Annotated in this window: 12 protein-coding genes; all 12 read left to right on the top strand. The window is 36.9% G+C overall.

All coding sequences use genetic code 11. From position 1 onward, the window contains the following. The first annotated feature begins 11 nt into the window (after nucleotides 1–11). Nucleotides 12–920: a radical SAM protein gene (locus BR73_RS0123600; protein WP_033168271.1), complete on the top strand. Its 909-nt coding sequence runs from the start codon at nucleotides 12–14 to the stop codon at nucleotides 918–920. Then, nucleotides 902–1,819: a radical SAM protein gene (locus BR73_RS0123595; protein WP_347463530.1), complete on the top strand. Its 918-nt coding sequence runs from the start codon at nucleotides 902–904 to the stop codon at nucleotides 1,817–1,819. The genes BR73_RS0123600 and BR73_RS0123595 overlap by 19 nt, the downstream gene beginning before the upstream one ends. 101 nt (nucleotides 1,820–1,920) lie before the next feature. Next, nucleotides 1,921–3,162 (top strand): DUF6365 family protein, encoded by a 1,242-nt coding sequence (locus BR73_RS0123590; protein WP_033168902.1) that lies wholly within the window; start codon nucleotides 1,921–1,923, stop codon nucleotides 3,160–3,162. A gap of 2 nt (nucleotides 3,163–3,164) precedes the next feature. Continuing rightward, entirely contained in the window at nucleotides 3,165–4,841 is a 1,677-nt protein-coding gene (locus BR73_RS0123585) for a radical SAM protein (protein ID WP_033168269.1), read from the top strand. 21 nt (nucleotides 4,842–4,862) lie between these two features. Next, nucleotides 4,863–5,222 (top strand): Os1348 family NHLP clan protein, encoded by a 360-nt coding sequence (locus BR73_RS0123580; protein ID WP_242860750.1) that lies wholly within the window; start codon nucleotides 4,863–4,865, stop codon nucleotides 5,220–5,222. Between the two features lie 21 nt (nucleotides 5,223–5,243). Further along, complete coding sequence (locus BR73_RS0123575) at nucleotides 5,244–5,888, top strand: hypothetical protein (protein WP_033168268.1); 645 nt, start codon at nucleotides 5,244–5,246, stop codon at nucleotides 5,886–5,888. Between the two features lie 28 nt (nucleotides 5,889–5,916). After that, complete coding sequence (locus tag BR73_RS27885) at nucleotides 5,917–8,100, top strand: DUF6365 family protein (RefSeq protein WP_051685527.1); 2,184 nt, start codon at nucleotides 5,917–5,919, stop codon at nucleotides 8,098–8,100. Next, nucleotides 8,072–8,962: a radical SAM protein gene (locus tag BR73_RS0123560; protein ID WP_033168267.1), complete on the top strand. Its 891-nt coding sequence runs from the start codon at nucleotides 8,072–8,074 to the stop codon at nucleotides 8,960–8,962. The genes BR73_RS27885 and BR73_RS0123560 overlap by 29 nt, the downstream gene beginning before the upstream one ends. A 10-nt stretch (nucleotides 8,963–8,972) precedes the next feature. Then, nucleotides 8,973–10,661 (top strand): radical SAM protein, encoded by a 1,689-nt coding sequence (locus BR73_RS0123555; protein WP_033168266.1) that lies wholly within the window; start codon nucleotides 8,973–8,975, stop codon nucleotides 10,659–10,661. 55 nt (nucleotides 10,662–10,716) lie between these two features. Then, a complete protein-coding gene (locus BR73_RS0123550; RefSeq protein ID WP_033168265.1) occupies nucleotides 10,717–11,448 on the top strand; it encodes an ABC transporter ATP-binding protein in 732 nt (243 codons plus the stop codon). Then, nucleotides 11,445–12,134, top strand: a complete 690-nt coding sequence (locus BR73_RS0123545) for an ABC transporter permease (protein ID WP_033168264.1) — start codon at nucleotides 11,445–11,447, stop codon at nucleotides 12,132–12,134. The genes BR73_RS0123550 and BR73_RS0123545 overlap by 4 nt, the downstream gene beginning before the upstream one ends. A gap of 47 nt (nucleotides 12,135–12,181) precedes the next feature. Continuing rightward, nucleotides 12,182–12,988: a sugar phosphate nucleotidyltransferase gene (locus tag BR73_RS0123540; RefSeq protein ID WP_033168263.1), complete on the top strand. Its 807-nt coding sequence runs from the start codon at nucleotides 12,182–12,184 to the stop codon at nucleotides 12,986–12,988. Nucleotide 12,989 lies beyond the last annotated feature (1 nt).

Raw genomic sequence — 12,989 nt, 5'->3', positions numbered from 1 at the left:
GGAGTTTGTAAATGAATAAGTACAGCATAGAGTTTATTAGAAAATTTATAGATCCAGTAACGGATAATCTAAGAAACGGACCAAATTCTGTCAGCCTTGAGGTCACAACCAGGTGCCAGCTGGATTGTATTTATTGTAATCGTAATAAGGATAAGATTGAAGACCTGAATTTAGAGAAAGTACCATATATTTTGCAACACTTGTCAGAGGTTGAAAATATTGTGATCTGCGGAATGGGTGAATCCTTCTGCTATCCGTATTTATATCAGCTCTTAGAACTGATTAAGGATTACAAGGTTACAATAATTACCAATGGAGCCGTTAAAATAGATTTTACTGAATTAACAAGGTATGGGAACGTAAAATTGCTTGTATTTTCCATTGATGCTACAACAAAAGAGCAGTTAGAGCGTATTTGCAAAGGGTATCATTATGAAAACTTAATACATAATCTTGAAAATCTAAGAAAATATCCGGCGGTTATTGGAATTATCAATACTACTTTAGTCCAGGAAAATATAAGTGAAATTACCAATATTGTGCTTTTTGCTAAAACATATAGACTGCAGGCGGTGAATTTTGGATTGGCTATTGGTGATTCAGGGTTCATTGAATTGAACAAAGAGTTAATCAATAAAGAAATACGAAGAGGAATGAAAGAAGCGAACAGGCTTGGCGTGATTTTCAATCCCTTTCACCGGATCAGCTGTCACTCCAGGAATAGGGTACAGCCGGCCATTACATTAGACGGAAAACTCTTTGCCTGCTGTAACCTTATTAACCATAATGATTGGACAGGCAATATTTATGAAGAGGATATCCAGACAATTTGGAAGGAGGAAGCAACTGTAAAAATAAATAAGGAGAGCTCCTGTTATGATTGTGAGCTTGTAAAAAACTTATGGAGGGTGATGGAATAGTTATGAAATCAATTAGTATACATTTAACGGATCAATGTAATAATTCCTGTATTTTCTGTGTAGTGAATTCACACCAGGGTAAAAAGGAGGGTGTGAATAACAAAATGATAGAAAATTTTCTAAAAGAAAACGCAGGAAAAGGATATGAGTCAGTAAATATCCACGGCGGCGAGGCCACCGTATTGGATGAATTTATAGATATCTTAAAGCTAATTAATAAGTATGAGTATCCCAGGGTCAGCCTGCAGACCAATGCCCGTAAACTATCGGATGAAACCTATGCGAAAGAGGTTTATGAAAATGGGGTTAAGTTGTTTGTAATATCTTTGCATGGAAAAAATGCCGAGGAGCATGATCTTATCACTCAGGTGGACGGAAGCTTTCAAGAGGCGGTAGATGGAATTAAGAACGTGAAGAGGTTAGGAGCAAAGGTAAGAACGAATACAGTTGCCTATAAAGGAAATATAGAGAGTTTGCCTGAAATCGCAAATTATGCAATGGATTTAGGCGTCGATCATGTAAATATTTCAGCGATGCATCCGGTGGGAAAAGCTTATCAGAATTTTAATCGTGTAGTACCAACCTACACGCAAATTCAAAAGAAAATTTTTGATATGGTAGAAGCTTGTGTAAGCCGAAATTGTACAGTTACCCTGGAAGGGTTTCCAGACTGCATGATTCAGGGTTATGAGAAATATCAGATTGACTGGGAAGAAAATGAATTCAAATTATTATTCCATAATTTTGTTCTGGATAATTATGCTACTTTCATGGAAAAACAAACAAAGAAAAGAGTACTTTCCTGCAGCCAGTGTTCCAGGACAAAGAATTGTGGCGGTGTATATAAGGAATATCTGGAGTTCTTTGGTGAGAATGAATTCATAGCAGTTGAGAATTGAAAGAAGAACAGAAGAAATTGAATTTTTAAAAGTTTCTATTTGGGCAGTATTGCAGAAGGCAACAGTCTGCAAACAAGCTTGGGATATGTATGGGGATAAGGATGAATATTGTATTTATTGTCACAAGTTATTGGGCATATGGAGAACTGGCAATTGCCTGTGAATTTGCAAAGAGATTGGAGCGAATTGGAATAAACCCGCACTTTATAACTCCTCCTTCTCATCAGAAAACAATGCAGTCATGGAAATTTCGTTTCACAACACTCTTTCCTAAAAGCAGAGTGCTAAATGTAATCCTGTTTAAAGACATTGAAGCAAGGCTGAAGCCGGCAGCTGTTATATTAGCTGATTTTTTGAATTACAATTTCTGTGAAACCCATTATGGATTAACTTATGAAGATTTGGGGATTTTCTCGGGCAGAATTGGTACCTTTGACGATTTCGACTGGTCAATAACAAAAAATCAAATGGATACCTATGGTTTTAAAGCACGGAAATTTGGAGAGATTGATATCCGGAAGTATGGATTCGGCCTGTGCCCCTGCCCCATAGTGAATCCATTAGATGGTAAAAGGGATAATACGTTCCACTACCGGCTCATTGACCGTAAACTGCCATATGATATTAAGAAAAATATGCAGTATAAAAGGGAGTTAAAGCTTCCGGCAAACAGGAAAATGATACTCTTAACCAATGCTTCCTGGCAGGACAATTATCGAAAATATAAGGATGTAGAACAGTTTGTCCATGGAAATCAGACTATTTTCTGGCATATGGTGGAGAAGCTTGCCAAAAATAATACAATCCTATGCATCGGAAAGGAAAGCTATTATAAAAGCCAATCAGACCATATTATTTTTATGGATAGCGTACAACCAGACCTTTTTGATCAATATCTTTTAGCAACAGATTTATATCTTTCAAGGAATATTGCCTCAACTTCATTGGCAAGAGCAGTTTTGTCAGGGATTCCTTCTGTGTGCATTCAGAATTCTGTCCAGTTCAACAGGACCAGGGAAGCTGGTAATGCCAAAGTGCCGTTATACGAAGATGATTTCGTCAACGATCAGTTGGGCAAGCTGCAAAGAAGTTACAAATACCGTATGTTTCCGGTTGGCTGGTTTTATTTCCTGCATAGTGTTTGTTTAAATAACCCATATCTCAAGACCTTTTATCAGGTAGAGCAATATGATATAGGGCAGACAGAGGATATTATTTACTCACTTTTGGAGGGAGAAGAGGTATATAGGAACTTGCTTGACAGGCTGGCAGAATATGAACATATTCTTGCCGGGCTGCCTGATATACATGAAATTGTGGGACAAATCCTGGAAAGAAGGTAACTATGATAGATAATGTGTTGTTTCTTTTAGCACCAACAGAAAAAGCGATAACAAGATATGGATATACCTTTTTACCGCCCTTATGTTTAGGAATATTGGCAGGATATTTAAAGGATGCCGGGATTGCGGTGGAGCTGGCCGATTTGGGACAGTCATTACCGGATATATATTCAGGCAATGAAGAGCAGTTCACATTTCTATATCAATATCAAAATATTTATGAATATTTAACGGATACAGCTGATTCGGAGCTGGAAGAGAAGATTAACGCTTATATTGAGCAGTTAATCGGAAATATTTCTGTGGAAAGCTATGATCTGGTGGGTATTTCCTGCGGTGCGGATTTCTCTTTTTTTCAGGTTCACAGTGCTTTACTGATTGGATACTATATATGGAAAAAATACAATAAGATGATTACTCTTGGGGGAAATAATATTACATATCTGCTGATGTTTCAAGATACATTTTCTGAATTATTACAACTGGTGCTTAATAAATTCCCTTATGTTATGAAAGGCCCTGGGGAGCATATTACTTTACAGCTTATACGTACTCTCAACGGAGAATTGGAGCAAAACATTTATGACATGAACGGGATGGTATATAAAAAGGATGGCCTGGTGATATCCAATCAGGAAGAAGAACCGAGGGTTGTCTGCCCGGATTGGTGTAATCTTGATATGTCATATTACTATCTTAAGGTGAAGGCTGACATAAATGGAGATAATAAAAGGATTGAGAATGAAAATGAGATGCACTTGTTTAAATGGCCTTTTTACCTGACACATTATGTAAGTAATGTACACAAACGACAGAGAAAAAATACCTATAAAGATGTGCTGATATTGCCTTTCATATTTAATTTCCATTGCCCTTTTGCTTGTGCCTTTTGCTCTGAGAGTGACACAGTAAGGAAGAAAGTTATTCTGGGAGATGTGGAGCAGTCAGTCGATGATTTGGAAAAGCTGAGTATAAAATACAATACAAAGAATTTTTACTTCTTTAACAATGCGGTCAATGCATCTGTTACCTTTATGGAAAAATTCTGCAAGAGGCTCATCGAACGTAATTTGGATTTGCGCTGGTCAGATTGTGCCAGATTTAACGGAATGACTTATGAAAGGTTAAAGCTTTTAAAACAGGCAGGCTGCCGGAAACTGGTTTTCGGATTTGAAACTGCCAGTAAGAAGCTGATTGACTTAATTGATAAACGAATTGATTTGGAGCATGCAACACAGGTATTACAGTGGTGTCAGGAGCTGGGAATCTGGACGGATTTGGAAGTTATTATAGGATTACCCCAGGAAGGTGAAGAGGAGTTTCATGAAACGGTATCCTATATCCGTAAAAATAAAGATTTGATTAACTTTATGACGATCAACGAGTTTTTTGTGGTACCAAGAAGTAAAATCGGCATGAATCCTGAGAAATATGGAATTAAGCTGGTTAGAAATGTAATCAGCTATGAAGATATTCTTAAAAAAAGCTGGACTTATTTTGTAAATCACAAGGGAAAACCACTGGGAAATTTCAAAATATATAAATTCCATGAAATAGGTGGAAGGCAATACAAGCAAATATTAGAGAATAACGTAGAAAAAATACGATATATGAACAGCCTGCAGAATAAGGAGTTTTTAGAGGTTGAAAGTATCTATCGTATGATTGATAAATTATAACTTATTAAGGAGGATTCTACCATGAACGATGAACAGAACAAGAGGAGCGAGGAACTGGAAAAAACTTCGGTAAACGAAGAGAATTATGAAGAAAATTCAGGGATCAAAATGGTGATTATACGTTTGCTTTCAGATGAGGATTTTAAGGATGAGTTAATCGATAATCCCGATGAAGCCTTGTCTGGCTATGATTTGAGCGAAGTACAGAAAATTCTTATTAAATCCTTAAGCCCGGAAGATCTGGATAACCTGAGCCCGGACAATATCGATGAATATTTCTCAGCAGATGCAGCAGTATATACTCCGGATGAGGGTGTCGATATCGATGAGATGGAAACCTTTGATGAAGCGGAATTGCTGGATGAAGACGAGAAGGAATAAGATTTCTTAGAGGGAGGATAAATGAGATACATTTCAGAAGAAGACATAGAAATTGTCAAAACCGTCAATATGATATGCAATACTCCCGTGAACCAGGAAAAGCTTTGTGAAAACCTAAGACAGCAATATTTGAAACATCAGGATGATTATAGGATGGCCTTTACCTATGGATTTCTAAATTTTTTACTTGCCACCAAGACGAAAAATACGACCATTGGAAGTGAAAGGATTGAAATCATTTTTAAGGCATATAACCTTGCATTAGAGCTTAATTCAGAGTATTGGCTGGTACAGATGTTCAAGGCTGTTCTGCTTCTTGAACTGCCGGAGGTTATGAGAAATGATGATGAGCTGGAACAGCTTCTTATTCAAATGATTCAGCAGCAAAAGAACTGTGAGCAAAAAGCATATTTTATCATACCATATATTATTTATGCAGATTTGGGCTATGTTACAAAAGGAAGAGACTTTTCCTTTGAGCTTATTCTGGAGGCCGAGAGAAATGTGAGTCTGAAGAATTTGGAGGATAGTTACCTTAAGCCATATTTTTGTATGCCTATCCGCAATTTCTTTAAGAGGCTGGTCCGCTCCAATGAGGTTATATTTGCCGAAAAATTAAAGGGTATAGGTAATGTGCTCTTTCCAAGTGAAATGAGTTTTCAATAGAAAATATACGTCATACAAAAGGTGGATTATGAAACGGATACTTTTTATAACTTTAGGCAGTTTATCAAGCGGAGAATTTACAATAGCAAATGAATTCTGCAAAAAATTACCGGAGGGAGAATATAGTATATTGTTTTTGACTTCAACAAAAGGAGTGAGCTTTCTAAAGCAGGAGCATTTTAATTATATCCTGCTGAAGCCGTCAGAAACAGAATCCGTGGTAGGCACAAAGCAGAAAAACAGACAGAAGACACAGGAAATTCTGGATGAATTTCATCCAGATTATATTATTATATCCGATGTATATACAATGTGGTATTCCGTATCCTGGTCAGGAGTGGATATTGATTTATTAAAATCCAGCGGTGCATTAGTGGGGAGTATAGACAGCTATCAATTTAAAGATACCACCTACATACAGGACTATTATGGCGGTTATGTTGCGGAGCTTCCCAAATTAATAGAAGACTGTGACTTTGTTATTCGGTATTCTCCTATTAATAAGTGCTTTGAGCAGAGCAGTAAAGTAAAGTGCACCTATTTGTTTGATTTGGAAGAACCGGAGGAGAAAGCACGTATAACATTTTTGGAAGAATACCATACAAGAAATAATGAAAAAGTGGTATTTATGACAACTTCAAACTGGGAATCCCTAAACATAAACAGGCTGCCGGCCTTAACGAATCTGATTCGCTGGGTTCCAAGAATCATTGTGGAATGTCTGAAAGAACTAACCGGTAATATTACGATCATTCATGTAGGTCCTCAGCCCCTGGATATAGATTTTAAGAATACGGATATTCAGTATCGGTATCATAAATTTTTAGATCCGGATGAATACAATACATGCCTGAAATATTCAGATTTATTTGTAACAACGAATATTATTTCCACTACCTTAGCTCAGGCAGTATATCACAATACCCCGGCGATTGTTCTTCAGAATAATAAATATATTGATTTTTCACAGATGGCAGGTATCCTTGAGAAAATGCCGGATTGGTATCGCCAAATGGCAAAGGATGTAAGGGTTGCATATCCATTTCGGTTGTTTCCATTTGGATGGCATGAATTCTTAAAGCCATTGCTTGAGGGTAATCCCTTCTGCAGCACATTTGTACAGGCGAACCTGTTTAAAAAGAACCAAATCGTTAAAATGTTAAGAACATATCTGTACAAGGAAGAAGAGATAAATAAATTAAAGAAGATTCAAAGCAATTATATTTCATCCATATTAAAATTGCCGTCACCAGACGAAGTACTAAAGTCCCTGACAATTGATCATGCACTGGAAAGGTTACTGAATCAACCATGTCGTATTCATGAATTGTTTTGCCAGGGAAGCAGAAAAAAGTATCTTATCACGATGAAAAACAATTATCTTAATAAGGAAGGAAATACATATAAAATTCAAGAACTGAAATCGGAGTATTTAAGAACCTTTACGGATGTAATTCCTGAGACCCTTGCTTTTACCAATTATAAATGGCTGTCTATGAAATATAAGAACAGGCTGCCTAAGAAGAAGGCAGAGAGCATGGACTGGACCTTTATCCAAGGGAAGGAATTCAATTCTCATATCCTGCTTTCCGACTATATGGAAATGGATGAAGAATTTGATGATGATGTAGCAGCAACTTATGAAAGCTGTTTTCAGTCCATTGAGAAATCCTATGCAGACCTGCCTGCATTGCCAGTAATATACCTGGTTATCATGCAGACCTTTGATATTGTCAGCTTCGAAAATTTTATATCATATTTGTATATTTATTCTCGCAGCAACGGTGGATTTACTGTGAATCAATGGGTTGATATCGTACCTTCGGAGCTTAAACATGAAACTGGTGTCCAGATTGGTATGGGAAAATATGCACAATCATCCATTTTCCAGAATACCACCTTTCATGTCCGGTTCCAGGGATATACCAAACTTAAGGATAAAATCTGTCTGCTATTCGATTACTATTGTGATGCATCCAAAGTTTATGTAGAAGACAAAAAAGGTATAAATGGACGCAAGGGTACTTCCTATTATCATGGGCAGATATACCTTGACCGGGAGCATGGAGATTTGGTAGAGGTAACAATGGAAGAAAATTATATTGCGAATCAGATGGGCAAGTCTGACAGAAATGTAATTATCAAGAGAAGAATTTATTGCAGGGAGCTGGAGGAAAAGCCGGATGGAGCAAAAGAGCATGTATTATCGTAATGCACCCAATATGGTATTATTTGAAATAACAACAAAATGCAATCTCCATTGTGTTTATTGCTCGGCAAGAAAGCTGGTAAAAAAACCGGAGGATTTACCTCTTTCCAACATAGCTCAGCTGGCCGATAAATTTGAGGATTTTGAATATGTTTGCTTGTGCGGGCTGGGCGAATCTCTATTGCATTCGGATTTTTATGAAGTGATAAAAATTTTTAAGAATAAGAAAATTGTATTAGTCACCAATGGATCAGTACCTATTGATTACAATAAGCTCGATGAAACGAGAAATATTGATGCCATCTCTTTTTCCGTTGATGATGCAACAGAAGAAGGAATGAAAAGAATCAGTGATAATTACCGTTTTGATATTCTGCTAAGAAATTTAGAAGAAGCAATGCAATACAATGTTAATACGGCAATTAATTGTACTTTGGTTAAAGAAAATATAAGCGGTATTGAAGAAATAAAGAATTTAGCCATCCGATACCGGGTTAAGCGCTTTAAGGTAGGTTTCCCCTTTGGAAGTGGAAAGTGGATTGCAGATAATGCCGAAGAAATTAAGGCTGTATTAAGAGAAATAAAAAAGTCATTGCAATATAACGGTATCGAATATGAGGGACCGACTGAAATAAAATGTGCCTATGACAATGCTCCGATTGCGGTGGTTTCGAAAAATGGGAATGTATATCCCTGCTGTGATTATTTTTGTCAGAGGCCTTTGGTTGGGAATCTGTATCAGAAAACCTTTCAGGTAATGTGGAACAAGGATTCCTATGAGAAGTTCAGATCCGGTATTTACTGTAACCCCTGTATACAGTATCACAATAAAAAAAGCATCGTTGATTTATATAAGGATGTTTAGTAGGTGTACGATGGAAAATAAAAAGTTTTGTTTAATTCAAATACCAAGTGAGGCGCCTGTCATAGGGATGGTTGGAGCAAAGCTTCTTCCGCTGTCATTAGGAATTATTGCAGGATATCTCCGAAGCCATGATATTCCGTTGGATATGGTTGACCTCAGTCCCCGGATTAGTGAAATCTATGGGAAAGGTGATATTGATAAATTAGCCCGGTTTTACGAGAAGGATTCGGTATATGATTATGTAATAAACGGCAGAAATGATATGTATGAAAGCTTTGCAAAAGATATTCTTAAGGGGGTGGATTGGGATGACTATGACATTATAGGCATATCCATTGGTCCGAGTCTTTCCTTCCTCCAGATATTTTTTGCCATGATACTGGGAGCTTATATTAAGAAATATTTTAATAAAACGTTGATTTTTGGAGGATTTAACCTTACTACCTATGTTAACTATCAGCCGACTTACAATGAGTTTTTCTGGTACCTTTACAGTTATCTTGGGTATATTATCGCCGGGCCGGGAGAAGAATCCCTCACAAAGCTGATTCAGGGGTTACGGGCCGGAAGGACCCTGAAAGATGATGGTATAAGATTAATTGACGGCTTATGTTACGTTAATCAGAATAAGGACCTGGTATTTAATAAATTTTCTCTCCGCAAAATTGTTATGCCGGATTTTGATGGGCTGATAACAAAAGATTACGTCAATTATATAAAAAAAGAGGCATATGAGGAAACAATGGTAGCACTGTATCGCTATCCTTTTGCTTTTACAAATAAACTCACAAAGCATCAATCAGGTGACGGATATGAGCCATATCTTATCATACCTTACATTTTTAACTATAATTGCCCTTATAATTGCAGTTTTTGTACAGAAAGTGATCCGGAGGCTCCGAGGCCTGTGATTGGCACGATTCCACAGGTGGTAGATGAAATAAAACAATTAAAAGAGAAGTATCAGTCACCGTATTTTTATTTTATCAACAATGCAATCAATTTATCTAAAAGGTATGTCAGGAGTTTTTGTGAAGCTTTGCTAGAAGAACATATGGGGATATATTGGTCGGATTGTGCCCGCTTTGATAATACGGACAGAGAGCTGCTGGAGCTTATGTACCGGGCTGGCTGCAGAAAGTTAGTTTTTGGTATGGAAAGCGGAAGCACTGATATGGTCAGATTGATTAATAAAAAAATCGATTTGTCATATGCCGAGCAGGTGCTTGAGTGGTGCAGCCAGATTGGTATATGGGCAGAGCTGGAAGTAATAATTGGTATGCCCGGTGAAACCCAGGAATATTTTGAAGAAAGTTATCAATATATTAAAAGGAACTTAAAAAACATCAGTTTTTTTACAACCAATCATTACATACCCATGCCGGGAAGTATTATGTACCGCTATCCTGAAAAGTATAATATATCGATAAAAAAAGAAAAAGACCTTGATGAGATCATAAAACAAGACAAAGCCTTGTTAGCACACGGCGAGAATCCCGGAAATTATAATAATACCATGAGAGTATACAGCTATTCCGAAATCAGTGGGCGTGATGGTAACGCTATATTTCAGGAAACAGAAAAGAGAATACAGAGAATCAGAAAATTACTGTTAGGTAAAGTAATGAATGAGATGCTTTATTATGCTAACAAAGGGTATTTAGGGCTGAATGACTTAAAGGACTTAAAGGATTTGTAGAATTATGTGGTATGAGCCATGATATCGTTTACTGTGAAAGGAGCAGGATTAGCTTATGATAGAAGTAAAACAAGTAACAAAAAGCTTCAAAAAGACCGTCGCGGTTGATGATGTTTCCTATACCATTAAAGAGGGTGAAATATTTGGTTTAATCGGGCCAAATGGTGCGGGAAAGACTACCACGTTACGAATGATGATCTCATTATTACAGCCTACCTCAGGTGAGATTACAATTAATGGACTTAATGTAATAAAAGACAAAAAGGAATTGCATCAGCAAATCGGAGTTGTATTTGAGCTGCCCAATCTTTATCGGAAATCTTCCATAAAAGGCAATCTGAAAAATTTTGCTGATATTTATGGTGTCAAGGAGGCTCGAATTCAGGAAGTAATGGAGGACTTGCAATTAACGGATAAACGGGATATCAAAGTAGAAAGTTTATCAAAAGGCTGGAAGCAGAGAGTAATTATCGCAAGGGCTGTATTGCATAGACCAAAAGTATTATTCCTTGATGAACCAACCAGCGGATTAGATCCCAATACGCAGGAATTAATAAGAAAATATGTTCAAAACCTCAACCGGGAAGGCACAACAATTGTTATAACGACCCATGATATGAATGAAGTAGAACGGTTATGCCATTCCATAGGTATTATGTATAAAGGAAAATTGGCTAAACATGGTGGACTGGAGGAAATCATTCAGGAATATCGGACGCTGAAAGCAGATGAGAATGTGACACTTGCAGACATATATAGTGAGATAACAGGAGGTGAGTTAAGTTGACGATTATATTAAAACAGACACGAAATGAATTAAAGGAGCTTGTTTTAAATCCAGCAATTTTAGCGGTTGTAATACTGCCTATCTTCATGTCAAAAATCATTGGTTATGCCATGAGGGAAACTGGAGTTGAGTTTTTACTGTTATGTGTTTGGATTTTATTTGCTCAGGTTATGGTGGGTATTATGCTGACAGGACCTAATTTGATTGAAGAAAGAGAATCCAAAACCTTTGATGCACTGTTATGTACCCCTTTAAATTTCCGTCAGATATTGATGTCTAAGTGTATTCCAATCTTAGCTGCTTCATTATTTTCTCAGAGTCTTGTTTACATAATTAATGAGGGAATCCAGCTGACATTGTTAAAATTACTTGTACCGATGCTGGTGGGAGGTATCGTATTTATTGAGATTGGTGCTATTATTGGATTACTCATCAGTTCCTCTAAAACGGGTTCGGCAGTAAGCGCAGTTGTCATGGTTTTATTATTCCTGATTGTTTCGGTTTATCCCTCCTTACCTCAATGGACCTATTCCATATTTGTAATTTTGCCCAGTGTGGAAGTTGTAGAGATTATGAATGGGTTAAGTAATTCACAGGGGATTTTATGGAGAGAATCCATAATGCTGGTTATATGGTTATTAGGGCTATCCGGTATCATCGCTTTCATTGGAAAGAAAAGATATTAATTATTGAGGTTTTTGTATATTAGAAGAAATTTGAGAGGCAGATGCATATGAAAAACGTTATGGGATTTATTCCGGCTGGCGGTAAAGGAATGAGGATGAAGCCATTCAAGCTGATAAAGGAGTTACTCCCTGTTTTAATTCAGAATGAAGGGCAGGAGAATGAAGTAAATCTTTTAATAGAAAATGCAGTGAACGTATTACATAGCGGTGGAATTAAAAATGTGGTATGTACCATAAATTTTGATAAAGAAATACTGATGAAAATATTATCGGATATTGGCGGACCATCTTCTGATATGAAATTTTCCTTTGTTATGCAAAAGCATCTGGATACTGAGTATGGTTTGCCTCTGGGAATTGCTGCAGCAGAACCCTTTATAAGAGGGCATACGATTTTTATGAAGTTTCCGGATACAATTGTCTACCCGTTAAATTGCTTTGAAGAACTATATGAATTTCACTGTGAAAAAAAGTCGGACCTGACCCTTGGAGTGTTCCCTACGGATAACTCGAAAAATCTTGGGCCAGTCATGATAGATAAAAACCATAAAATTATCCGGCTGGAAGATAAGCCGGATAACCCCTCGGAAAATAATACCTGGAATGTATTGATCTGGGAAGACTCATTTCTGGATTTACTGATGCGGGAGGTTGAGCTTTATCGAAAGAGCCATACCGTGAAAAATCACGAGTTAAAAATATACGATATTATGGTAAAGGCCATTGAAGAGAATCTTAATGTTAATGCATATTTCTTTGAAGCTGGAAAATGTATTGATATCTCATGTGTTCAGGATGCAACTTTGTTGTGGAATCAATATGGCAGTAAAACAGGCCATAATATAGTTATGTAAA

Source organism: Clostridium sp. KNHs205, assembly GCF_000702945.1.
GTDB lineage: Bacteria > Bacillota > Clostridia > Lachnospirales > Lachnospiraceae > Anaerocolumna.
Note: the sequence above shows the minus strand (reverse complement) of the source record. Positions and strands in the feature narration are given on the sequence as shown.